A 23,981-nucleotide genomic window follows, 5' to 3' on the forward strand; every position below is an offset into this window, starting at 1 on the left:
TTTCCGAGCGAAGGGACTTCCACATCATGCAACTGGGACTGGTCGGCCTCGGCAAGATGGGTTTCAACATGCGGGAGCGCCTGCGCGCGCACGGTCACCAGGTGGTCGGATTCGACCCGCGGCCCGAGGTCACCGACGTCGGCTCGCTGGCCGATCTCGCCGGTGCCCTCGAGGGTCCGCGGGTGGTCTGGGTGATGGTCCCGTCCGGACACATCACCCGCGACACGATCGCCGAGCTTGCGACCGTCCTCGAGGCGGGCGACCTCGTCATCGACGGCGGCAACTCGCGTTTCACCGAGGACAAGCCGAACGCGGACCTGCTCGCGCAGCACGGGATCGGCTACCTCGACTGCGGCGTGTCCGGCGGGGTCTGGGGCCTCGAGAACGGATACGGCCTGATGGTCGGCGGCTCCGAGGCCGACGTGGCGAGGGCGATGCCGATCTTCGACGCGCTGCGTCCCGACGGTGAGCGGGCCGACGGTTTCGTGCACGCGGGCCCGGTCGGTGCCGGCCACTACGCCAAGATGATCCACAACGGCATCGAGTACGGGCTGATGCACGCCTACGCCGAGGGCTACGAGCTGCTCGAGGCGGAAGACCTGGTCACGGACGTGCACGGGGTGCTGCGCGCCTGGACGAAGGGCACCGTGGTGCGGTCCTGGCTGCTGGACCTGTTGGTCAAGGCGCTGGCGGAGGACCCCGAGTTCGCCGACATCTCCGGGTACACGCAGGATTCCGGCGAGGGCCGCTGGACCGTCGAGGAAGCCATCAACCACGCCGTGCCGGCCCCGGTGATCTCCGCGGCGTTGTTCGCCCGGTTCGCCTCCCGGCAGTCGGACTCGCCCGCCATGAAGGCGGTGTCCGCCCTGCGCAACCAGTTCGGCGGCCATGCGGTGCAACGGGTTTCGGAATCCGGCTAAGTGTTCGTTCGGAAATTCTCGCTCCGGGACTTTCGGTCCTGGGACGCCGTCACCCTCGAGCCGGGACCCGGCACCACGCTGTTCCTCGGACCGAACGGGCACGGCAAGACCAACCTGCTCGAGGCGCTCGGCTATCTCGCGACGCTGTCCTCGCACCGGGTCTCCACCGACGCGCCGCTGATCCGGTCCGGCGCGGGTCAGGCCCAGATCGGTGCCGTGGTGGTCAACGACTCCCGCGAGCTGGCGATCGACATCGAGATCAACGACGGCCGGGCCAATCGGGCACGGATGAACACCTCGCCGGTGCGGCGCCCGCGGGAGATCCTCGGCGTGTTGCGCGCGGTGTTGTTCGCGCCCGAGGACCTGTCGCTGGTTCGTGGCGATCCGGGCGATCGCCGCCGCTTCCTGGACGAACTGCTGTGTTCGCGAGTTCCGCGGATGGCCGCGGTCCGGGCGGACTACGAGAAGGTGCTGCGGCAACGCTCGGCCCTGCTCAAGACCGCCGGTGGCGCGCTGCGTCGCGGAACCAGGTCCAGTGACGGCACGAGTGCTCTTGCGACACTTGATGTTTGGGACGGGCATCTGGCGGCGCACGGAGCCGAGTTGCTGGCCGGGCGACTGCGTCTGGTCGACGAGCTCGGGCCGCACGTGGCGAGCTCCTATGCCGACATCGCGCCGGAGTCGCGCCCCGCCTCGATCGGCTACCGGAGCAGCCTGGGCGGGTCGCTGCCGACGGAGCTGCTCGAGCGGGGCCGCACCTGGGTGCGCGAGGACGTCGAGCTGCTCGAGGCGAGTTTCCTGGTCGAGCTCGCGCAGGCCCGCCAGCGGGAGATCGAGCGCGGCGTCTGTCTGGTCGGCCCGCACCGCGACGACCTCGAGCTGCGGTTGGGTGATCAGCCGGCGAAGGGGTTCGCCAGCCACGGCGAGTCGTGGTCGTTCGCGCTGTCGCTGCGGTTGGCCGCCTTCGCCCTGTTGCGCTCGGACGGCACCGACCCGGTGCTCATGCTCGACGACGTGTTCGCCGAGTTGGACCGCAAGCGCCGTCGCGCGCTGGCGATGGTGGCGGCCGACGCCGAGCAGGTGCTGATCACCGCTGCGGTCGCCGAGGACGTGCCACCGGAACTCGAGGCGACGAGGTTCTCCGTCGAAGCCGTCGACACCCCCTCCGGACGGATCTCCAAGCTCGGCTGAGCGGATCTATCATCGAGCCGGACCGAAGGGAACGCGAATGGCAGACGAGTCGACGGGCGGTACCGCGCCCGAACCGGAGCTTCGCGGCATCGACCTCGCCAGGCGAGCCCTCGAGGAGGCTCGGGCCGCGGCGAAGGCCAGCGGCAAGTCGGTCGGTCAGGGTCGTTCCTCACCGCGGGCCAAGCTGCGCAGCGGCGGCAACCGTCGCAGTTGGTCGGGGGCCGGCCCGGACGGTCGTGACCCGCAGACGCTGGGGTCGTTGACCGGTGCGGTCGCCAAGAGCCGGGGCTGGTCGCCGAGGGTCTCGGAGGGCACGGTGCTCGGCCGCTGGCACCAGGTGGTCGGCGAGGACATCGCCTCGCATGCCGAGCCGGTCGGGCTGCGCGACGGCGTCCTGAGCATCTCCGCCGAATCGACCGCGTGGGCCACCCAGCTGCGGATGATGCAGTCCCAGATCCTCGCGAAGATCGCGGCCGCGGTCGGGAACGGCGTCGTGACCAGCCTGCGGATCACCGGACCGAGCGCGCCGAGCTGGCGCAAGGGTGAGCGGCACATTCGCGGTCGCGGGCCTCGGGACACCTACGGCTGATCCGTCCCGCGGCGTCGGACACCGAGTGAACGGCACGTTCGTTCGATCTGATCGAGTGAACGCTTCCGTTCACTCAGTCGATTCCGTTACGTATTACTCGGTGTTACAGTTACCGCGAGTGCGGGTGAACTGTGTCACCTGCGACGCCGAAGGGAACCGCAGATGTCCACCGAGACAGCGCACGCACCGGCGCCCGCGGAGCCGGACCACATCCTGTTGCAGGCCCGTGACGTCGAATTCGACTGGTCCGACCTGCCGATGCACTGGGTCGACGGCGATCCGTTCACCACCCACGTCTTCAACGTGATGCACATCCTGCTGCCGGCGGGGGAGGACTGGTTCGTCGAGACCTTCAAGGAGGCGCTCCCGCTCATCGAGGACGAGAAGCTGCGCGACGACGTCGCCGGCTTCATCGGCCAGGAGGCGATGCACTCGCACGCGCACTCCGGCGTCCTCGGGCACCTCGCGGCGAAGGGCCTGGACACGACCCCGTACACCGACCAGATGAACTGGCTGTTCACCACGCTGCTCGGGCCCCGCCCCCTCACCGCCGGACGCCGGGAGAACTACCTCGTCGAACGCCTCGCGCTGATCGCGGCGATCGAGCACGTCACGGCGTTCCTCGGGGACTGGGTGCTCAACGCCCGGGACCTCGACACCGCCGGCGTGCACCCGACGATGCTGGACCTGCTGCGCTGGCACGGTTCCGAGGAGGTCGAACACCGCTCGGTGGCCTACGACGTGATGCGCTACTTCGACAAGCGGGAGAGCCGCCGACTGCGCACCCAGCTGGTGGCGACCCCCGTCCTGGTGTACCTGTGGATTCGGGGCACCCGGTTCCTCATGGCCAACGATCCCGAACTCGCGCACTGGGCGCCGTCCCGGCGTCGTCCGCGACTGTCGGACTTCCGGGCCGCCGGCCGTCGGGGCGTGCTGCCGACGTCGACCGACCTGGCCAAGCGGATGAGCCGGTACTTCCGGCGGGACTACCACCCCTCCCGCGAGGGGTCCACCGCGCAGGCGGTGGCGTACCTCGCGTCGTCGCCCGCCGCGCAGGCCGCGCTCCGCTGACCCCCACATCAGGACACGAAAACCAATGCTGCCGAACATGATTCGTCGACCCCACCAGTCCCGAGTCGCAGTTCCAACCGATCTGCGCGGCCGACCTCGGCGGGACCGGGTGATGACCGCGCTCGAGGCCTTCGCGGACCGGTACGTCGGCGTGGTCGCCCGCCGCGACTACGACCCGGGGCACGCGGGCCACAATCCGGACTCCGCGATGACCCTCGTGGTGACCGACCGCACGATCGTGGCCCAGGACGAGAACGTCGCCGCGCTGACCTTCGGCGCCCCGGACGGCAGCGAGCTGCCGGCCTGGCAGCCGGGTTGCCATCTCGACTTCCACCTGCCCTCGGGACGCAGACGGCAGTACTCGCTGTGCGGGGACCCCGCCGACCGGACCCGCTACCGGATCGCGGTCCGCGCCATTCCGGACGGCGGCGGCGGATCCATCGAGATGCACGGACTGGCGCCGGGCACCACGGTCACCGTCCGCGGACCCCGTAACGGATTCCCGTTCGTCGGGCACGGCAGCGCGTTGTTCGTCGCCGGCGGCATCGGCATCACTCCGATCCTGGCGATGGTGCGGGCCGCCCGCGCGGCCGGAATGGACTGGCAGTTCGTCTACTCCGGGCGGTCCCGCGAGTCCATGCCCTTCCTCGACGAGATCGAAACCTGGGAACAGGACAGGGTTTTCGTCCGCCCGGACGACGAATTCGGCGTTCCGACCGCCGACGACCTGCTCGGCCGGGCGGCGGCGGGCGGGGCCGTGTACTGCTGCGGGCCGACGCCGATGCTGGACCTGGTGCGGGAGAACTTCCCGGCCACGGCGGCCACCGCACTGCACTTCGAAAGATTCGGTGCCCCACCGGTTCTCGACGGTACCGAGTTCGAGGTCGAACTGGCGAGCACCGGTGAGGTGCTCACCGTGCCCGCCGACGAGTCGGCCCTGTCGGTGATCAGGGAACGGCTGCCCGGCGTCGGGTACTCCTGCCAGCAGGGTTTCTGCGGTACCTGCAAGGTCCGGGTGCTCGCCGGCGAACCCGACCATCGCGAGACCCGGCTGACCGCGGCCGAACACGAGACCGAGATGTTGATCTGCGTGTCCCGCTCGGCGGGGCCGCGACTGGTCCTCGACCTGTGAAGGAAGATCGAATGAACAACAGCACCAACGGTTTCCGATCCGACAGGCCGGCCGTCGCGACCACGGTCGTGAACGGGGACGTCAGCCTCGCGGTGTTCGAGCAGGGCAACCCGACCGGCCCCACGCTGCTGCTGGTGCACGGCTGGCCCGACACCCAGCAACTCTGGGATCGCGTGGTCCCGCTGGTCGCCGGCGAGTTCCGGGTGATCAGGTACGACAGCCGCGGCGCCGGGCAGTCCACGGTGCCGACGGCGGTCGCGGACTACCGGCTCGCGCTGCTCGCCCAGGACCTGTTCGCGGTGATCGACGCGGTCAGCCCGGGGGAGCCGGTGCACGTGCTGGCGCACGACTGGGGGTCGGTGGAGGCGTGGGAGGCGGTGTGCGAGCCGGACGCGCGGGCGCGCATCGCCTCGTTCACGTCGGTGTCCGGGCCGAACCTCGACCACCTCGGTACCTGGACCCGGCGGGGGTTCGCCGCCCCCACCCCGGGCAAGGTGTGGAAGCGGCTCACCCAGGCGGTGGCCTCGGCGTACACGGTGCTCTTCCAGACGCCGGTGCTCGGACCGCTGCCCTTCCGCCTCGGCATGGACCGGATCTGGCCGCAGTTCCTGCGCTTCTTCGAGGGCCAGGATCCGAAGGCGGTGCACTCGTCGCCGACCCTGCGGGCGGACATGATCAACGGGCTCAACCTGTACCGGGCGAACATCCGGGCCAAGCTGGGCAACCCGGCGCAGCGTCGCACCGACGTCCCGGTGCAGCTGATCCTCGGCCTGCACGACAAGGCCGTGCGCCCGGTCGGCTACGAGGACACCGAGGAATGGGTCAGCGACCTGCGGCGACGCGAGATCCCGTCGGGCCACTGGTCGCCGATCTCACACCCGGAGGACCTCGCCCGGCTCACCACCGAGTTCGTGACGTCGGTGATCGACCGCGGGGTGAGTGAGGACTCCGCCGCCATTTCCTGACGGCCGGGGCAGGTCCGGACCTACCCGGGTGGCCGAAACTGCGCCTACGGCCAGCTCAGGGGTGTCGTACGCGTCCTCGGCCTCGTTCGTGCCAGTAGGATGGGCGGGTACCTCGTGGCCGCCCGGCCGGCCGCGATCGCCATGCCGATGAGACCGTCGTGCAGATGAGAAGGAGAGCACCCCTCCCGTGGCTGCCCAGAAGTCAGACAAGAGCACTGGAAACAAGGAGTACGGCGCCTCCTCGATCACCGTCCTCGAGGGCCTCGAGGCGGTCCGCAAGCGGCCCGGCATGTACATCGGTTCCACCGGCGAGCGAGGTCTGCACCACCTGATCTGGGAGGTCGTGGACAACTCCGTCGACGAGGCGATGGCCGGCTACGCCACCACCGTCGGGGTCACCTTGCTGGCGGACGGCGGCATCCAGGTCGTCGACGACGGCCGTGGCATCCCGACCGGAATGCACGCCTCCGGTGTCCCCACCGTCGAGGTCGTCATGACCCAGCTGCACGCGGGTGGCAAGTTCGACTCCGACGCGTACGCCGTCTCGGGTGGCCTGCACGGCGTCGGCATCTCGGTGGTCAACGCGCTGTCCACCAAGGTCGAGGTCGAGATCGACAACGACGGACACCACTGGAATCAGACCTACACCAACGCGGTGCCCGGTGAGCTGGTCAAGGGCGAGGCGACGAACCGGACCGGCACCACCGTGCGATTCTGGGCCGACCCGGACATCTTCGAGACCACCACCTACAACGCGGAGACCGTCGCCCGCCGCCTGCAGGAGATGGCCTTCCTCAACAAGGGTCTGACCATCACCCTGACCGACGAGCGGATCACCGACGAGGAGGTGGCCGCGGACGCCGAGTACGAGACGGGCGAGAACAAGACGCCCGAGGTGCAGTCGGTGCGCACCCGCACCTACCACTACCCCGGCGGCCTCGAGGACTACGTGCGGCACATCAACCGCACGAAGCAGGCGATCCACAACTCGGTGGTCGGGTTCACCGCGAAGGGCACCGGGCACGAGCTCGAGGTCGCGATGCAGTGGAACTCCGGGTACTCGGAGTCCGTGCACACCTTCGCCAACACCATCAACACCCACGAGGGCGGCACCCACGAGGAGGGCTTCCGCGCGGCCCTCACCGCGACCGTCAACAAGTACGCACTCGACAAGAAGCTGCTCAAGGACAAGGACCCGAAGCTCACCGGCGACGACATCCGCGAGGGTCTCGCGGCGATCATCTCGGTGAAGGTCAGCGAGCCGCAGTTCGAGGGCCAGACCAAGACCAAGCTCGGCAACACCGAGGTCAAGTCGTTCGTGCAGAAGTCTTGCAACGAGCACCTCGGGCACTGGTTCGAGTCCAACCCGGCCGATGCGAAGACCATCGTGAACAAGGCAGTCTCCTCGGCGCAGGCCCGAGTCGCCGCCCGCAAGGCGCGCGAGCTGGTCCGTCGCAAGAGCGCCACCGACCTCGGTGGCCTGCCCGGGAAGCTGGCGGACTGCCGCTCGAACGACCCGAGCAAGTCCGAGATCTACATCGTGGAGGGCGACTCCGCCGGCGGCTCGGCGAAGTCCGGCCGTGACTCGATGTACCAGGCGATCCTGCCGCTGCGCGGCAAGATCATCAACGTCGAGAAGGCCCGCATCGACCGCGTCCTCAAGAATGCCGAGGTCCAGTCCATCATCACCGCGTTCGGCACCGGCATCCACGACGAGTTCGACATCGCCAAGCTCCGGTACCACAAGATCGTGCTGATGGCCGACGCCGACGTCGACGGCCAGCACATCGCCACCCTGCTGCTGACCCTGCTGTTCCGTTTCATGCGGCCGCTGGTCGAGCACGGGCACGTCTACCTCGCCCAGCCGCCGCTGTACAAGCTCAAGTGGCAGCGGTCCGAGCCGGACTTCGCCTACTCCGACCGGGAACGCGACGGCCTGCTCGAGGAGGGCCTCAAGGCCGGCAAGAAGATCAACAAGGACGACGGCATCCAGCGCTACAAGGGCCTCGGCGAGATGAACGCCAAGGAACTGTGGGAGACCACGATGGACCCGAGCGTGCGGGTGCTGCGACTGGTGACGCTCGACGACGCTGCGGCCGCCGACGAACTCTTCAGCATCCTCATGGGCGAGGACGTCGAGGCGCGTCGAAGCTTCATCACCCGCAACGCGAAGGACGTGCGATTCCTCGACGTCTGAGTAACCCATGACGCCGAGCAGGAAGATTGTGATGTAGATCACTTTCTCCGCCTGCTCGGTGTTTAATGGTGAAGCTGTTGAGGCGGGGTGACATCACTGTGACTGCTGCGCCTGACGTGTCCGGCGTCGGGGACGCATGATCACGACCCGATAACGACTTGGGAACGGTATGACTTCTGTCTATGGCCCCGGAGCCTCTACACTCCGGTACCGCCTAGGAGTCTGTTCTCGACTCCCCGCCGAACACTCGTTCAGTGATCTCGGGGAGCGGCGCGAGCGCGGGGCCTCGTACCGGGCCTGGGTGGAAAGTGAGCTTGGAAGATGAAGACCCAATCGCCGCCTGGCAACAGGCCGTGGAACATCGAGGGCTGGAGTCTGCGCTGGAAGGTCACCGCGGTGGTCGCCATCCCGGTCACCGTCGCGATGATCCTCGGCGGTCTCCGCGTGCAGGACGAGCTCAGCTCCGCCTCCCACTTCGGCAAGGCGGCGGACCAGACCTCCATCGTCGCGCCGCTGCTGGCGATGGACACCGCGTTCGGTCTGTACGTCGGCGGCGCCGTCTCGCACACGGGCACCCCGGCCGACGCCGACGAGGTCACCCAGACGATGGCGGCGATGCGCGAAACCGCCGCGAACCCCAACTTGGACCCCACCGTGGTGACCAATGTGAATCGGGTGATCGCCGAGACCGACGCGCTCCGCGGGCAGATTGCGAAGCTGGGCGTCCAGGAGCTCGCCGCCCGTACCGTCGCGATCCAGGACGACGCAGCCAAGACCGTCGCGGATGTCATCTCTCCCATCGGTGACGACACGATTCTCAAGGAGGGAAACCGGCTCGTCGATGCGTGGGCCGCGCAGCGCCGCCTCTTCGGACAGACGATGGCCATCCTCGCGCTCGTCGAGAATCCCAAGGCCCCCAACACCGGGCTGATCTCAGCCAACGGTTCCGAGTTGGCCCTGATCGACGTCCTGGCCCGCTACTTTCCCGAGAACGACCCGACCCTGACCACGCTGCGCCAGGCGGTCAAGGACCGCACCGACATGGTGTCCGCCGCGCCCCCCGGTCAGCCGCCCCTGTTCGAGCTGCGCGACTCGATGATCGCCAGCCAGCAGATCTACACCAACCTGATCAAGAACTCGACGACCTCGATCACCAACAAGGTCGCCGCGAAGGCGAGCGAGACCCGTTCCGCCGCGCTGCGTGACGCCGCGGTGGTGCTCGGCACGCTGCTCGCGACGATCCTGCTCGGCCTGTTGGTCGCCCGCTCGCTGATCCGGCCGATCCGCCGACTCCGGCACGGGGCGCTCCAGGTGGCGAACGAGGACCTGCCGCGGGCGATCGAGCAGATCAAGGTCGGCGACGCCTCGGCGGTGACCGACTTCGAACCGATTCCGGTGCACACCAACGAGGAGATCGGGCAGCTCGCCCGCGCCGTCGACGACATGCACGGTCAGGCGCTCAAGCTCGCCGGCGAGCAGGCACACCTGCGCCTGCAGATCGGCGACATGTTCGAGACCCTCGCCCGGCGCAGCAAGTCGCTCGTCGACCAGCAGCTCGGCCTGATCGAGAACCTCGAGTTCGAAGAGAAGGATCCTCGCCGGCTCGAGAGCCTGTTCCGGCTCGACCACCTCGCCGCGCGCATGCGCCGCAACGGCGAGAACCTGCTGATCCTCTCCGGCAACCGGGTCCGCCGCGCCCAGTCCGCCCCGGTGCAGCTCGGCGACACCGTCCGCGCCGCGATGTCCGAGGTCGAGGACTACCAGCGGGTTCAGGTCGGGTCCACCCCGCAGGGTGCGTTGAGCGGCGCCGTCGCGACCGACGTCGTGCACCTGCTGGCCGAATTGGTCGACAATGCGCTGCGGGCCTCCCCGCCGGACAGCAAGGTGAGGATCGCCTTCAACCGTGCGGCCGACGGCGGCGTGCTGCTCGAGATCGCCGACACGGGAATCGGTATTCCCGCAGACCAGATGGCCGACATCAACGATCGACTCGCCTCCGGTGGTGAGGTCAGTCCGGATACGGCCCGGCACATGGGCCTGTTCGTGGCCAGCCGCCTGGCGGCGCGCCACGGACTCACCGTGCGGCTGCGGCGGACGGCCGAGACCGCGCGCGATCCGGGCGTCACCGCGAGCGTGCACATTCCGGACGCCCTGCTGGTCTCGCCGCTGGAGATGACTCAGACCGGTCCGATCCAGCGCGTCGACACCGCGGGCATGCCGCAGGTGGCCGGCGTCCGGTCCGGTGAGATGCCGCAGGTGACCGTCGTCCGGTCCGGTGAGATGCCGCAGTTGGTCACCGAACCGGCCCGGCAGGAGCAGGCGCCGGTGCCGAACCCGGCCGGATCGCTGCCCCGGCGTACTCCCGGCGCGACGGAGCTGCCGCAGCGCATGCCCGGTGCCGCGGTTCCCGCTCCGCTCCCGATGACCCCGGAGCCCGTGCAACACACTCCCGCGCCACAGATTCCGGTGCCGACGACGCCGGTGCCCGCTGCGCCGGTCTTCGGAAGTGTCGGACTCTCCGAGCCTGCGGGTGCCGAGTCGTTCGACGACTCTCCTCGGGCGACGCGTCACCGCTACCGGACCAACGCCGCCAAGACTGCGTCGTTCTTCCAGGCGCGTCCGAATGTCACTGCGTCCCAAGATGTTACGACCACCGGAACGCCGATCTTTTCCGGCATGGTCACCGACTGGCTCACGGATCCGATCTCGTCGACCAACAACGGAAACCGCGAGTGGACGTCCGCGGCGGACCAAGGCTGGACCGCCGCGCACCGGGCCAGCGAGGCACCGGTGGAGGCCAGGACCGAATCGGGTCTGCCGCAGCGCAGGCCGGGACATCGGCTGGTGCCGGGTGGCGTCGACGCCAACGGCGGGGGTGCAGCCCGCCCTCGGCTGCGTGATCCGGAGGCCGTCCGGGACAATCTGAGCCGCCACCAAAAGGGAATTCGCGAGGGCCGCGCAGCGAGCTCGGCCGAGCGCGCCAGCATCGGAGGAGACAGATGAGCATCGATCAGGGAATCGCGTCGAACGGGGAGCAGGGCTCTGGCGGCGCCCGTCCTCTCGACTGGTTGGTGTCGAATTTCGCCAGGGAGATCCCCGGCGTGTCGCACGCCGTGCTGGTGTCCGCAGACGGCCTCCTGATGGCGGGCAGCGCCCACCTCCCGCTCGACCGAGCGGAGCAGCTCGCGGCGGTCACCTCGGGCCTCGCCAGCCTGTCGGTCGGGGTGTCGAACCTCTTCGACGGCGGCGGGGTTCTGCAGTCGGTCGTCGAGATGCAGCGCGGCTACCTGTTGCTGATGAGCGTCGGCGACGGTTCGCACCTGGCCACGCTGACCTCCTCGTCCTGCGACATCGGGCAGGTCGGGTACGAGATGGCACTGCTCGTGGAGCGGGTCGGCAGCTCGGTGCAGGCCACGCCGCGAGCGGTCCTCGGAACCTGACCGGGATGTGGCCATGAACGACGAGCACGACGAGGCGAGCGAGCGCGGACCCAGCCTGGTTCGCCCGTACTCGCTCACCTCGGGACGGACGAAGCCGGCGGTGGAACTGGCCCTCGAGGCCCTGATCCAGACGATGCCGCTGCGGGACAACCAACCCCCAGACCTGGGGGACATCGAGGCGACGATCATTGCGCTGTGCGCGCAGTCGCCCTCGGTGGCCGAGATCGCCGCCCGGGTGGGCGTGCCGATCGGCGTGGCGCGGGTCCTCGTCGCCGATCTCGTCGAGGCGGGCCACCTGCGGATCCTGGCAACGCTGCAAGACGACTCGAGCGACAGTGAACGTCGTGAACTTATCGAAAGGGTCCTCGGTGGACTACGCAACATCTAGGCCCCAGCGCGACCGGGTGACCTCGACCAAGATCGTCGTCGCCGGTGGCTTCGGCGTGGGCAAGACCACCCTTGTCGGAGCGGTGTCGGAGATCGTCCCGCTGCGGACCGAGGCGCTGGTCACCAACGCCTCCGACGGTGTGGACAACCTCAGCGCCACCCCGCAGAAGGCGACCACGACCGTGGCCATGGACTTCGGCCGGATCAGCCTCGCCCCCGACCTGGTCCTCTACCTGTTCGGCACGCCGGGCCAGCAGCGGTTCTGGTTCATGTGGGACGACCTGATCCGCGGTGCCATCGGTGCGATCGTGCTGATCGACACCCGCCGCCTCGACGAGTCCTTCGCCGCCGTCGACTACTTCGAGGCCCGCAACCTGCCCTTCGTGGTCGCGGTCAACGAGTTCGACGACGCGCCGCGGTACCCGCTCGAGGAGATCCGGCAGGCCCTCGCGGTGCCGGCGCACGTGCCGATCATGTCCATCGACGCTCGCAGCCGGGAGTCGGCGAAGGGTGCGTTGGTCGCGATCACCGAGTACGCCCTCACCCGGCTCGACCAGCCGGTCGGGTAGAGCGGTCGTCACCACGCTCGCCGGCCGATCCCACTCGACGCGGAAAGCCGGACAATCAGCGAGTGCTGCCGGGTCTGGCTGACCTGCACCTATAGACTTGGCGGGTTGCGTGTGCCTGGCATCGGAGCCTTCGATCTTCGACGCTTCGCGCGCCCCGGGTCCGCAGGCTCTACCAGGACCGTTCGCTGAGAAGAAGAGGAGCCGATGACTGACACCACGTTGCCGCCGGAGGAACCGGGGCACGACCGCATCGAGCCGGTGGACATCCAGCAGGAGATGCAGTCCAGCTACATCGACTACGCGATGAGCGTGATCGTTGGGCGTGCCCTGCCGGACGTGCGCGACGGCCTCAAGCCGGTGCACCGCCGCGTGCTCTACGCGATGTACGACAACGGCTACCGCCCGGACCGCGGCTACGTGAAGTCTGCGCGTCCCGTCGCCGACACCATGGGTAACTACCACCCGCACGGCGACACCTCGATCTACGACACCCTGGTCCGCATGGCGCAGCCTTGGTCGCTGCGGTACCCGCTCGTCGACGGTCAGGGCAACTTCGGTTCCCGCGGCAACGACGGCGCCGCCGCGATGCGGTACACCGAGTGTCGCCTGACGCCGCTGGCGATGGAGATGCTCCGCGAAATCGACCACGACACGGTCGATTTCACACCGAACTACGACGGCAAGACGCAGGAACCTACGGTCCTGCCGAGCCGCGTCCCGAACCTGTTGATCAACGGTTCCGGCGGCATCGCGGTCGGCATGGCGACCAACATCCCGCCGCACAACCTGCGCGAGGTGGCCGACGCGATCTACTGGGCGCTGGAGAACTACGAGGCCGACGAGGAAGCGACCCTCGACGCGGTCATGGAGCGGATCAAGGGTCCGGACTTCCCGACCGCGGGCCTGATCGTCGGCGGCCAGGGCATCGGCGACGCCTACCGGACCGGTCGCGGTTCGGTGCGCATGCGTGGCGTGGTCGAGATCGAGGAGGACGCCAAGGGGCGCACCACGATCGTCATCACCGAACTGCCGTACCAGGTCAACCCCGACAACCTGATCACCTCGATCGCCGAGCAGGTGCGCGACGCGAAGATCGCCGGCATCTCCGACATCCACGACGAGTCCTCGGACCGCGTCGGCATGCGGATCGTCGTCACCGTCAAGCGTGACGCGGTGGCCAAGGTCGTGCTCAACAACCTCTACAAGCACACCCAGCTGCAGACCAGCTTCGGCTGCAACATGCTCTCGATCGTCGACGGCGTGCCGCGCACCCTGCGGCTCGACCAGATGATCCGGCTGTACGTCAACCACCAGCTCGAAGTCATCGTCCGGCGCACCCGGTACCTGCTGCGCAAGGCCGAGGAGCGGGCCCACATCCTGCGTGGCCTGGTCAAGGCGCTCGATGCACTCGACGACGTCATCGCGCTCATCCGGGCGTCGCAGACCGTGGACATCGCCCGCGCCGGCCTGATCAACCTGTTGACCGTCGACGAGATCCAGGCCGACGCGATCCTGGCGATGCAGCTGCGTCGCCTCGCAGCCCTCGAGCGGCAGAAGATCATCGACGAGCTCGCCGAGATCGAGCGGGAGATCGCCGACCTCGAGGACATCCTGGCCAAGCCCGAGCGTCAGCGCGCGATCGTCCGCGACGAGCTCAAGGAGATCGTCGACAAGTACGGCGACGACCGCCGCACGCGCATCATCGCGGCCGACGGGGACGTCTCGGACGAGGATCTGATCGCCCGCGAGGACGTGGTCGTCACGATCACCGAGACCGGCTACGCCAAGCGCACCAAGACCGACCTCTACCGCTCGCAGAAGCGCGGCGGCAAGGGCGTCCAGGGCGCGGGACTCAAGCAGGACGACCTGGTCAAGCACTTCTTCGTCAGCTCGACCCACGACTGGATCCTCTTCTTCACCACCAAGGGCCGGGTCTACCGGGCCAAGGCCTACGAGCTGCCCGAGGCCAGCCGCACCGCCCGCGGTCAGCACGTCGCGAACCTGCTGGCCTTCCAGCCGGACGAGCGGATCGCGCAGATCATCCAGATCAAGACGTACGAGGACGCGCCGTACCTGGTGCTCGCCACCCGCAACGGCTTGGTGAAGAAGTCCAAGCTCACCGACTTCGACTCCAACCGCAGCGGCGGCATCGTCGCCGTCAACCTGCGCGGCGAGGACGAACTGGTGGGCGCGGTGCTCTGCTCGTCCGAGGAGGACCTGCTGCTGGTCTCCGCGCAGGGGCAGTCGATCCGCTTCTCCGCCACCGACGAGGCGCTGCGGCCGATGGGTCGCGCCACCTCCGGCGTGCAGGGCATGCGGTTCAACGGCGACGACGAGCTGCTCTCGCTCAACGTCGTACGGGAGGGCACCTACCTGCTGGTCGCGACGTCGGGTGGCTACTCCAAGCGCACCCCGATGGAGGACTACCCGGTCCAGGGCCGCGGCGGGAAGGGCGTGCTCACCATCCAGTACGACAAGCGCCGTGGCACCCTGGTCGGAGCGCTCATCGTCAACGACGACGACGAGCTCTACGCCATCACCTCCGGCGGGGGTGTCATCCGTACCGCTGCGAAGCAGGTCCGGAAGGCCGGCCGCCAGACCAAGGGCGTGCGTCTGATGAACCTCGGGGACGGCGACACCCTGCTCGCGATCGCGCGCAACGCCGACGAACCGGAAGAGTCCGACGCCGCCGCGACCGACGCACCGAAGGAGTCGTAAGTGACCACTCCCCATCAGCCCGGCAGCGACCGCGTGGCACCCGCCACCGGCCCCGCCGAGCAGGCGCCGAGTGCGCCGGCGCAGGGGGACCGGCCGGGCGGGGCACCGACCCCGAACCCGAGTCCCGCGCAGGCGGAGAAGTCAGCGGCCCAGGGCGCTCCGGCGCCGCAGGGGGGTCCCGCGCAGCCCGCAGGCGGATCCCCGAAACCGGTCACCCCGCCGTCCGCTCCGGCGCCCGCCGCACCCCAGTCGGCGCCCGCGAGTGGCGGGCAGCCGGGGGCCCCGGGCCCGCAGTCGGGTGCACCGTCGCAGGCTCCTCAGACGGGTGCAGCGCGGCCTTCCACCCCGGCTCCGGCCGCGGCACCGGCGAAGCCCGCGGGCTCTGCCGAGACCCCCGCCGGTGCCGACCGGGTGGCCGAGCCGCCGAAGTCCGCACCGGCGACACCGAACGCGCCCGCCGAGTCTGCGCAGGCGCCGCAGCCGGCACCGGTCTCACCGTCGAAGCCGCCCGCGGCACCGCAGCCGCCGCCCACCGCTCCGCGGCCGCAGAACGGCCGTCCGGCGGGTGCGCAGCCGCCGCAGCCGCCCACCCAGCGACCGGCCGAGCCGGGTGCCGGCAAGCAGCCGCCCGCCGCCCCCACCGGACGGCCCGCGCAGCAGCCGCCTGCCGCCGGCACCCGTCCGGCGCAGCCCGGCTCGGCCCGGCCGCAGGACCCGGCGGGCCCAGTCACGCGACCGGGCGCGGCGTCGGCGCCCGGAAAGGGTCAGACCCCGCCGTGGCAGCGCGGTACCCAGGTCAACGGGGGACCGGCGGGTCCCGGGCAGCCCAGCGCCGCGCCGGCCGCCAAGCGGCCGCCGGCGGCCGACCCGGCCGCGCGGGCAGCGCAGCGCGAGACCGCCAAGGCCAAGGCCGCCGTCATCGACGGTCCGACCCGGCACATCGACCGGACCGACCTCGCCAAGGATCTGCCGGACCTCTCCGAGGTCAAGCACCCGATCCCCGCGGAGCCGGTGCACGCGCCGGGCACCGGCCAGCAGCCCGCGCTGGTGGTCGCCGCGACCACCCCCGTCGGAGACCCGCTGCGGGCGTCCGTCCAGATCCGCAAGATCGATCCGTGGTCCACGCTCAAGGTGTCCCTCGTGCTCTCGGTCGCGCTGTTCTTCGTCTGGATGTTCGCGGTCGGGTTCCTGTACATCGTGCTCGACGGCATGGGCGTCTGGGACCGGCTGAACAACGCCTTCACCGACATCGTCTCCGAGTCCGGCAACACCGGTCTCGTCACGGCGGGTCAGGTGTTCGGCTACTCGGCGCTGATCGGTGTGGTGAACGTCGTGTTGTTCACCGCGCTGGCGACCGTCGGTTCGTTCATCTACAACCTCTGCACCGACCTGGTCGGCGGCGTCGAGGTGACGTTGGCGGACCGCGACTGACCTGGCATTTCGATTCCCCACCGGCCCGATTTTGGTGGCCGCGGGTCGGTGGGGTAATCTCATGCCTCGGTTCGAGAGACACGTTCTTCGTACCGAATACGGGCCTATAGCTCAGGCGGTTAGAGCGCTTCCCTGATAAGGAAGAGGTCGGAGGTTCAAGTCCTCCTAGGCCCACTCCCCGTGCCGACGAAGGGTTCGAGCATGAAGGTTCTGCTACTCGCAGCGGCCGTTGTGACGGTGCTCTTCGGACTGACCAAGCTGCGGTCGCAGCACCGCAGCGCGGACGTCTGGCACGAGGTCACCAGCCGCTGACGCGGACGGGGCCTTAGCTCAGTTGGTAGAGCGCTGCCTTTGCAAGGCAGATGTCAGGAGTTCGAATCTCCTAGGCTCCACAAAGTTGGACTGCACGACAGAGCCACTTTCTCGCGACGAGGAAGTGGCTCTTTCTCGTTGGCGCCCACGCCGTGCGTACTGTCGGCGGCATGGCGCTCATCCATCAGGCCCGGTTGGTCCCGTCGAAGATCGAACTGCTCGGGAACTGGGTTCCGATCCAACCCTGGGCCGGCGACGCCGACACCAGCACGCTGCGGGCCGTCGGCGCGTATCGATTCGACGATCCCGACGGTGAGGTGGGGATCGAGACCCACCTGCTGGGTACCGGCGACGGGCAGGTGCTGCAGGTCCCGCTGACCTACCGTGGATCCCCGCTGACCGGCGCCGAATCGGCATTGGTCGAGACCATGGAGCACTCCGTCCTCGGGCGCAGGTGGGTGTACGACGCGGTCGCGGACCCGGTGTACGTGCGCGCCGTTCTCACGGCGATCCTGACCGGTGGCACGCAGGCGGAACTCGAGTACGCGTCACCGGGCGGCGCAGTCGGACGCGAGGTGACCACCCGGGTGCGAGGCAGCGGCAGGGCCGGCAGCGCGGTCCCCGAGCCGGTCGCCGCGGTCGTTGCCGTGAAAGGGGGAGCGGTGACCACCGTGTCCGCGGGAGCTGTGGAGCTGGACGTCGTCCGGGTGGTCGACGGCACCTGTGGACCCGACCAGCGGCACACGCTCACCGGCACCTGGCCGGGCCGGGAAGCGCCTGCCGTGCTGGCGGTCGCGCGCCCGGCCCGGGCGACCGTCGCAGCCAATCGAGCGACCGCTTGGGGCGGCATGCCTGTGGAATTGTGAACAAACCTGTGTAGCAATCGAATTCGGTCGCCTGTCGTTCACGTTGGTCGTGCGAGTTGTTGTGCTGCAGTACATCTGACGGACCACCTCGACAGTCGTCGGGATCGTGAACAGGTCCCTACCGGTCGGTAGGGGCCTGTGCTACGGTCCCGATGACCCGGTACTCAGGGTCACAGTAATCGTCACGGCGGGGGCCACAGGTGTTGAACAGCAAGCGCGCGATCCGGTGGTGGCAGGCGACGTCGCGGGGAGCGGTCGCCGCCGCGGCGGCACTCACCCTGCTCTCCTCGGTCGGCTCGCCCGCGTCGGCAGCGCCCGACTTCTACACCCCGCCCACGCCGCTCGACCCCGGCACGGCCGGCGACCTCGTCCGCACCGAACCGGCCGCACTGGCACTCCGACTGCCCAGCGCCACCGGTGGGTTCCCCGCCGACGCCACCCGCATCATGTACCGCTCGGCGGACGCCAACGACGCCCCGATCGCCGTCACCGGCACCTACCTGAATCCGCAGACGCCGTGGACGGGCACGGGTGCCCGCCCGCTGGTCAGCCTCGCGGTCGGCACCCACGGCCAGGGCGACCAGTGCGCACCGTCCAAGCTCCTGGGCCAGCTCGTCTCGATGGAACCCGGGCACGGCCCGATGCCCGAGTACGAGGTGCTCGCGATCAACGCCCTGCTGTTGCAGGGCGTCGCCGTGGTCGTCACCGACTACGAGGGCCTCGGAACCCCGGGCGTGCACACCTACGTCAACCGGGCGGCCGAGGCGCACGCGGTGCTCGACGCTGCCAGGGCCGCGCAGCGCCTCCCCGGCACCGCGATCACTCCCGACGGACCGGTCGGGTTCTGGGGATACTCGCAGGGCGGCGGCGCGGCCGCGGCCGCCGCCGAACTCGCGTCGAGCTACGCCCCGGAACTGGACGTCAAGGGAACGTACGCGGGAGCCCCACCCGCCGACCTGGCGGCCACGCTGGCGCAGATCGACGGCTCGTCCCTCGTCGGTGTCATCGGCTACGCGATCAACAGCCTGCTGCAGGCCTATCCCCAGCTGCACGAGACCGTCGACGCGGAGATCAACGAACGCGGACGCGCGATGCTGGCGCAGGTGGCGAACCAGTGCGTCACCGAGACTGCGGCGGCCTTCGCCTTCCAGAAGACCAGCGACTACACCCGTACCGGGGAACCGCTGGGCGCCGTCCTGGCGCGGCTGCCCCTCGCCAACGAGTTGATCGACCGACAGCGGATCGGGCGGCTGACGCCGTCGGCGCCGGTTCTCGTGCAGTCGGGCGTGCGGGACGACGTGGTGCCATTCGGTCAGGCCCGCCAGCTCGCCGCGGACTGGTGTGGCCGCGGGGCGACGGTCCAGTTCACCGAGAATCCGCTGCCGGCCCTGGCTCCCGGCCTCGGCGTCAACCACGGGGCCCCGCTGGTGCTCGGGCTGCCTGAGGCCACGAGCTTCCTGCTGGACCGGTTCAACGGCCGGCCGGTGGCGGGGAACTGCGCGAGCTGACGTCTGCGGTCGGGGACGGCGGACAGGTCGCCCCCGACCGGTCGGTCAGGCGTTCTCGAGATCCCGCAGGCTCGGCGGCGCGTCGGCCACCGGCGGCGCCTCGGTGCGCTGCTTCTTGACGAGGACGGCGACCGCGGCGACGGCCGCGCCGGTGACCAGCACCAGCACCACCCGACGGCCACGACGCTTGCCGCGCACGGGCTTGACCGCGTCGGCGACCGCCTGCTCGTCCACCAGGGCCAGCACCGGCGCGCTCCGGCGCCGCGATCGCGCGGACTTGGCCAGCGAGACGCCCTGGCCGAGCAGGTACATGGTCACCGCGCCGGTGCCCTTCGCGAGGCCGCCCGTGCCCTTGGCCAGCCCCAGGGCGGCACCCTGGGCGAACCGGAGTGCGCTGGTCAGCGCGACCGACTCGGGTGCGGTCGACGGGGCCTCGTCGACCGACGGGGCCGCGGTCTCGACTCGGGCAGGGACGGGTGCGTTCTTCGTCGCGCGGGTCATCTGTCCACTGTCGCACATGCGCGGCGGAGGTGAATGGCACGATGGTGGGGTGACTTCACCGAATCAGACCGCAACCGCAACGCTGCACACCAACCGCGGCGACATCAAGATCGCCCTGTTCGGCAACCACGCGCCGAAGACCGTCGCGAACTTCGTCGGCCTCGCCGACGGCTCCAAGGACTACAGCACCGAGAACGCCTCCGGCACCAAGGCCGGACCGTTCTACGACGGCGCCGTGTTCCACCGGGTCATCGACGGCTTCATGATCCAGGGCGGCGACCCGACCGGCACCGGTCGCGGCGGCCCGGGCTACAAGTTCGAGGACGAGTTCCACCCGGAGCTGCAGTTCGACCGCTCGTACCTGCTCGCGATGGCGAACGCCGGCCCGGGCACCAACGGCTCGCAGTTCTTCATCACCACCGGTCCGACCCCGCACCTGAACCGTCGCCACACCATCTTCGGCGAGGTCGTGGACGCCGAGTCGAAGAAGGTCGTCGACGCCATCTCCGGCACCCCGGTCGACCGCACGGACCGCCCCGTCGAGCCGGTCGTGATCAACAGCATCACCATCTCCTGAGCGGGAAGCACTCGAGATGACGAACCCCGGTTGGGGTGGCGGGCCCGGCGACGGGACGCCGCCCCAACCGCGGTGTGTGCGACACCCGGACCGCCCGACCGGGCTGTCCTGCACGCGCTGCGGACGCCCCGCCTGTCCGGACTGCCTGCGTGAGGCCTCGGTCGGCTACCACTGCGTCGACTGCGTTGCCGCCGCTCAGCGAGACGTCCGGCCCGTCCGCGGGGTCGCCGGCAACGCCGTGACCGCCACCCGGCCGACGCCGGTGGTGACCTACGCCCTGATGGCCGTCAACATCCTCGTGTTCCTGGTGACGGTGCTGCAGGCCAAGTCCCTGATGGACAACGGCGCGGGCACGATCAACAGGTTCACCGGCGTGGCCACGTTCGAGTCGCCGCTGTTCGGCTGGTGGGTCCTCTCGCCCGACGACGTGGCCCAGGGCGACTGGATCCGCCTGATCGGCAGCGGCTTCCTGCACTTCGGCCTGATCCACCTGGCCGTCAACATGTTCGCCCTGTACATCCTCGGTCGCGACACCGAACTGATCCTCGGGCGGGCGCGGTACCTCGCGGTGTACGGGATCGCCCTGCTCGGCGGTTCCGCGTCGGTGATGGCGTTCGAGGGGAGCGGCTTCACGGCCGGTGCCTCGGGCGCGATCTTCGGCATCATGGGTGCCCAGGCGATCATCCTGCTCAAACTCCGCCGGAGCCCGGCTCCGATCATCGGGGTGATCGCGATCAACGTGATCATCAGCGTCTCGTTGCCCGGAATCTCGTTCTGGGGTCATCTGGGCGGTCTGGTCGCGGGCGCCGCCGCGACCGCCGCGCTGCTGTACGCGCCGCAGTGGCTCGGTGCCGGCCAGGACCGTGACAAGGCCGTGCGGATCGGGTGGATCGGGCTCGCCGCTGTCGCCGTCGCGACGCTGGGCGTGGTCGGTGTCCGGGTCGTGCAACTGCGTAGCGAACTCGGCCTCTAGCGTCCCGCTCGGGTGACGGGAACCGTCATTCGGCCGGACTGGTCGACGGTTCCCCTCACCCGCCGGCGGAGGTTCCCTTGCGGTCGGGCGGCACCAGGCCCCGGAGGGTGAGGGCGTCGAACACGTCGGTCGGGTCGGTGCCGAGGTCCCAGCGGCCGAAGATCATCAGCCGGTCGTCGTCGGTGCCGGGGGGACGCACGTCGATCTCGAGCATGGGAACCCGGCGGCCGAAGCGCGGGTAGCGCACGATCCGCACCTGGGCCAGGTCGGTCCGGTCGAACTCGAGCCGGCCACGCAGCCGCCGGACCGCGATACCGCGCCCGCCGTCGAGCACGGCGAGGCGGGGTCGCTGCCGCACCCCGAGCGCGGTGACCGCCAGCAGTCCGACAGCGGCGAGGCCGATCAGGAACCGGCCCGCCGGGTCCGACGGCAGCAGCGACGCGGCCAGCGCCATCGCCACCCCGCCGACGCCCGTCGCGACGAGCGCGGGGGTGGGTGTGGACCAGCTCGGATCGGGGTTATGCACACGTACTCCCGAGGTTATCCACAGGGCTTATCCACACTGGGGATGAATGACACCGATGTAATTGGGAAGCGCCACGCGACGAAAAGTCGAGGTCAGCGCCATCTCATCGTCATGACGAGGCCGACGACCATGAAACCGAAGCCGATCAGGAAGTTGTACGCCCCCAGGCTGTTCATAAATCCGATCTGGTCCGCGGCGAGGTAGTACACGATCAGCCAGGCGAGCCCGACCAGCATGAAACCGAGCATCACGGAGACGTACAACGCGCTCGACGGGCCGGCCTTCACCTTCACCGGGGTGCGGTTCGCGGGATTGATCGTGTAGTCGGTCTTCTTGCGGACCTTCGACTTGGGCATGACGTCCTCGTGTGGATTGACTCGTGGATGAACTGACTTCAAGGGATGACACGTGCCACCGTGGCAGCCGTCGCCATCGACGCCTACCAGGTATCTTCGAACCTACCGGTCGCGGGTACACGCTAACCCAGCACCGACGTCGTCGGCCAAGGACCGAGCACCGAAATCGCCCAGCAGGCCGCATCCGCGGCGTGGTCCGCGCGCCGAGGGGAGGCACCACGGATGACCGAGAACGAACCCCGTCGCGGTCGACGGTCGACGTTCTGGATCGTGTGCGTCCCGCTGGTCTGCCTGATCGCTGGGCTGCTGTTCGCGACGACCCGTGAGGTGTCCGCCGGGAACGAGTTGCGCCGCGGCGACACCACCCGACTGTCGGACCTGGTGCGCGGCGCCCAGAACGACGTCGACCGTGTGTCGAGCGAGCGGGACGCCCTCGCCGCCCAGGTCGAGTCGCTGCAGGCCACCGCCGCACACTCCGACGGCGGCGTCGCGGCGACCCTCGACAGGGTCCACGCCCTCGAGGCGGACGCCGGTCTGTCCGAGGTCAGCGGATCGGGTGTGCGGGTCACCCTCACCGATGCGCCGCGGGACTCGGACGGCAACTACCCGGCCGACGCCCGGCCCGACGACCTGGTGGTGCACCAGCAGGACGTGCAGTCGGTCCTCAACGCGCTCTGGGCGGGCGGGGCGACCGCGGTCGGGATGCAGGACCAGCGGGTGGTCGGGACCACCGCGCCGCGGTGCATCGGCAACACGCTGCTGTTGCACGGTCGCACCTACAGCCCGCCGTACGTGATGACGGCCATCGGCGACCCGGCCGCCATCGCGGCCGCCCTGGACGCCGAACCCGGCGTGCGGACGTTCAAGCAGTACGCGGTCCGGTACGGACTCGGCTACACCCAGACCGCGTCCGATTCGCTGACCGTCCCGGCGTACAACGGCCAGCTGCGGACCAAGTTCGCCCGCTGACCGGCTCCGCCGCCCGTGCGCGTTCCGCACCCCGCCAGGGGTACCGATCACGCACGGTCGCAGCGGCGCATATCCTGGGCCGATGCGCATTCTCGTGGTCGACAACTACGACAGTTTCGTCTTCAACCTGGTCCAGTACCTCGGTCAGCTCGGGACGACGGCCACCGTCTGGCGCAACGACGACCCCCGGCTCGACGACCGCGCCGCCGTCGCGGCGGAGTTCGACGGCATCCTGCTGAGCCCGGGGCCCGGCACCCCGCAGCGCGCGGGCGCGAGCATGGACCTCGTGAGCGCGTGCGCGGACGCGCGGACGCCGTTGCTCGGCGTCTGCCTCGGCCACCAGGCGATCGGCGCGTCGTTCGGCGCGACGGTCGACCGCGCGCCGGAGCTCCTGCACGGCAAGACCAGCATCGTCCACCACAACGGCGGCGGAGTGCTCGCCGGCCTGCCCGACCCGTTCACCGCAACTCGGTACCACTCGCTGACGGTGCTCAAGGACACGATCCCCGACGAGCTCGAGGTCACCGCCCGCACCGACAGCGGCGTCGTGATGGCCATGCGGCACCGCGAGCTGCCCATTCACGGGGTGCAGTTCCACCCGGAGTCGGTGCTCACCCAGGGCGGGCACCGGATGCTGGCGAACTGGCTCGAGGTGTGCGGTGAGCGACCTGCCGAATCCCTCGTCGGGACCCTCGAGTCGGAGGTCGCGCGCGCTCTCGGGGACGCGCTCACCCACTCCTGAGGATTCCGCGCAAACGACGAACGGTACGTCCGCTCACCTTC

At 69.6% G+C, this 23,981-nt stretch carries 23 protein-coding genes and 2 tRNA genes; 22 read left to right on the top strand and 3 right to left on the bottom strand.

Annotated elements, in window-relative coordinates; genetic code table 11:
• The first annotated feature begins 26 nt into the window (after window positions 1-26).
• The 18 genes from gnd to ACFVH2_RS01085 all read left to right on the top strand — a co-directional run bounded on the left by gnd (window position 27) and on the right by ACFVH2_RS01085 (window position 19,296).
• The gene (gene gnd / locus ACFVH2_RS01000) at window positions 27-920 is read left to right on the top strand and encodes a phosphogluconate dehydrogenase (NAD(+)-dependent, decarboxylating) (RefSeq protein WP_378420672.1); all 894 of its coding nucleotides are present in this window, start codon (window positions 27-29) and stop codon (window positions 918-920) included.
• Complete coding sequence (gene recF / locus ACFVH2_RS01005; protein WP_378420674.1) at window positions 921-2,111, top strand: DNA replication/repair protein RecF; 1,191 nt, start codon at window positions 921-923, stop codon at window positions 2,109-2,111.
• A gap of 37 nt (window positions 2,112-2,148) precedes the next feature.
• The gene (locus ACFVH2_RS01010) at window positions 2,149-2,700 is read left to right on the top strand and encodes a DUF721 family protein (protein WP_378420676.1); all 552 of its coding nucleotides are present in this window, start codon (window positions 2,149-2,151) and stop codon (window positions 2,698-2,700) included.
• A gap of 162 nt (window positions 2,701-2,862) precedes the next feature.
• On the top strand, window positions 2,863-3,771 hold the full coding sequence (locus ACFVH2_RS01015; RefSeq protein ID WP_378420678.1) for a metal-dependent hydrolase: 909 nt from the start codon (window positions 2,863-2,865) through the stop codon (window positions 3,769-3,771).
• Window positions 3,772-3,796: 25 nt separating this feature from the next.
• Window positions 3,797-4,903: a PDR/VanB family oxidoreductase gene (locus ACFVH2_RS01020; protein ID WP_378420680.1), complete on the top strand. Its 1,107-nt coding sequence runs from the start codon at window positions 3,797-3,799 to the stop codon at window positions 4,901-4,903.
• 11 nt (window positions 4,904-4,914) lie between these two features.
• Window positions 4,915-5,868, top strand: coding sequence for an alpha/beta fold hydrolase (locus tag ACFVH2_RS01025; protein ID WP_378420682.1), 954 nt, complete (start codon window positions 4,915-4,917; stop codon window positions 5,866-5,868).
• Window positions 5,869-6,055: 187 nt separating this feature from the next.
• On the top strand, window positions 6,056-8,065 hold the full coding sequence (gyrB, locus tag ACFVH2_RS01030; RefSeq protein WP_378420684.1) for a DNA topoisomerase (ATP-hydrolyzing) subunit B: 2,010 nt from the start codon (window positions 6,056-6,058) through the stop codon (window positions 8,063-8,065).
• 321 nt (window positions 8,066-8,386) lie between these two features.
• On the top strand, window positions 8,387-11,068 hold the full coding sequence (locus tag ACFVH2_RS01035) for an ATP-binding protein (RefSeq protein ID WP_378420686.1): 2,682 nt from the start codon (window positions 8,387-8,389) through the stop codon (window positions 11,066-11,068).
• Entirely contained in the window at window positions 11,065-11,505 is a 441-nt protein-coding gene (locus ACFVH2_RS01040) for a roadblock/LC7 domain-containing protein (protein WP_378420688.1), read from the top strand. The genes ACFVH2_RS01035 and ACFVH2_RS01040 overlap by 4 nt, the downstream gene beginning before the upstream one ends.
• Before the next feature lie 13 nt (window positions 11,506-11,518).
• Window positions 11,519-11,893 (top strand): DUF742 domain-containing protein, encoded by a 375-nt coding sequence (locus ACFVH2_RS01045; protein WP_378420690.1) that lies wholly within the window; start codon window positions 11,519-11,521, stop codon window positions 11,891-11,893.
• A gap of 16 nt (window positions 11,894-11,909) precedes the next feature.
• The gene (locus ACFVH2_RS01050; protein WP_378421367.1) at window positions 11,910-12,461 is read left to right on the top strand and encodes an ATP/GTP-binding protein; all 552 of its coding nucleotides are present in this window, start codon (window positions 11,910-11,912) and stop codon (window positions 12,459-12,461) included.
• Between the two features lie 204 nt (window positions 12,462-12,665).
• The gene (gene gyrA, locus ACFVH2_RS01055; RefSeq protein WP_378420692.1) at window positions 12,666-15,179 is read left to right on the top strand and encodes a DNA gyrase subunit A; all 2,514 of its coding nucleotides are present in this window, start codon (window positions 12,666-12,668) and stop codon (window positions 15,177-15,179) included.
• A complete protein-coding gene (locus tag ACFVH2_RS01060) occupies window positions 15,180-16,610 on the top strand; it encodes a DUF3566 domain-containing protein (protein WP_378420694.1) in 1,431 nt (476 codons plus the stop codon).
• A gap of 100 nt (window positions 16,611-16,710) precedes the next feature.
• Window positions 16,711-16,784 (top strand) — tRNA-Ile (locus tag ACFVH2_RS01065).
• Between the two features lie 27 nt (window positions 16,785-16,811).
• Window positions 16,812-16,922 (top strand): DLW-39 family protein, encoded by a 111-nt coding sequence (locus ACFVH2_RS01070; protein WP_378420696.1) that lies wholly within the window; start codon window positions 16,812-16,814, stop codon window positions 16,920-16,922.
• 7 nt (window positions 16,923-16,929) lie between these two features.
• Window positions 16,930-17,002, top strand: a tRNA-Ala gene (locus tag ACFVH2_RS01075).
• 90 nt (window positions 17,003-17,092) lie between these two features.
• On the top strand, window positions 17,093-17,788 hold the full coding sequence (locus ACFVH2_RS01080; protein ID WP_378420698.1) for a hypothetical protein: 696 nt from the start codon (window positions 17,093-17,095) through the stop codon (window positions 17,786-17,788).
• A 203-nt stretch (window positions 17,789-17,991) separates the two neighbouring features.
• A complete protein-coding gene (locus tag ACFVH2_RS01085; protein WP_378421369.1) occupies window positions 17,992-19,296 on the top strand; it encodes a lipase family protein in 1,305 nt (434 codons plus the stop codon).
• Window positions 19,297-19,341: 45 nt separating this feature from the next.
• Here ACFVH2_RS01085 and ACFVH2_RS01090 read toward each other — a convergent pair whose 3' ends face one another.
• Window positions 19,342-19,797 (bottom strand): hypothetical protein, encoded by a 456-nt coding sequence (locus tag ACFVH2_RS01090; RefSeq protein ID WP_378420700.1) that lies wholly within the window; start codon window positions 19,795-19,797, stop codon window positions 19,342-19,344.
• Window positions 19,798-19,813: 16 nt separating this feature from the next.
• On the opposite strand from ACFVH2_RS01090, the gene ACFVH2_RS01095 reads away from it, so the two are divergent.
• Together ACFVH2_RS01095 and ACFVH2_RS01100 are read left to right on the top strand one after the other, a co-directional pair.
• Window positions 19,814-20,374, top strand: a complete 561-nt coding sequence (locus ACFVH2_RS01095; protein WP_378420701.1) for a peptidylprolyl isomerase — start codon at window positions 19,814-19,816, stop codon at window positions 20,372-20,374.
• A 16-nt stretch (window positions 20,375-20,390) separates the two neighbouring features.
• Window positions 20,391-21,347, top strand: coding sequence for a rhomboid family intramembrane serine protease (locus tag ACFVH2_RS01100; protein ID WP_378420703.1), 957 nt, complete (start codon window positions 20,391-20,393; stop codon window positions 21,345-21,347).
• A gap of 55 nt (window positions 21,348-21,402) precedes the next feature.
• On the opposite strand, the gene ACFVH2_RS01105 is transcribed toward ACFVH2_RS01100, so the two are convergent.
• Both ACFVH2_RS01105 and crgA read right to left on the bottom strand, forming a co-directional pair.
• Window positions 21,403-21,873 carry a PH domain-containing protein gene (locus ACFVH2_RS01105; protein WP_378420705.1) on the bottom strand — a complete coding sequence of 157 codons (471 nt, stop codon included), beginning with the start codon at window positions 21,871-21,873 and terminating at the stop codon, window positions 21,403-21,405.
• A gap of 92 nt (window positions 21,874-21,965) precedes the next feature.
• Window positions 21,966-22,229 (bottom strand): cell division protein CrgA, encoded by a 264-nt coding sequence (crgA, locus tag ACFVH2_RS01110; protein WP_378420707.1) that lies wholly within the window; start codon window positions 22,227-22,229, stop codon window positions 21,966-21,968.
• Window positions 22,230-22,451: 222 nt separating this feature from the next.
• Here crgA and ACFVH2_RS01115 point away from each other — a divergent pair, with 222 nt between their 5' ends.
• Entirely contained in the window at window positions 22,452-23,198 is a 747-nt protein-coding gene (locus ACFVH2_RS01115; RefSeq protein ID WP_378420709.1) for a DUF881 domain-containing protein, read from the top strand.
• Between the two features lie 82 nt (window positions 23,199-23,280).
• Complete coding sequence (locus ACFVH2_RS01120; protein ID WP_378420711.1) at window positions 23,281-23,940, top strand: aminodeoxychorismate/anthranilate synthase component II; 660 nt, start codon at window positions 23,281-23,283, stop codon at window positions 23,938-23,940.
• The last annotated feature ends 41 nt before the right edge of the window (window positions 23,941-23,981 follow it).

The sequence above is a fragment of the Rhodococcus sp. NPDC127527 genome (assembly GCF_042672245.1).
GTDB lineage: Bacteria > Actinomycetota > Actinomycetes > Mycobacteriales > Mycobacteriaceae > Rhodococcus_G.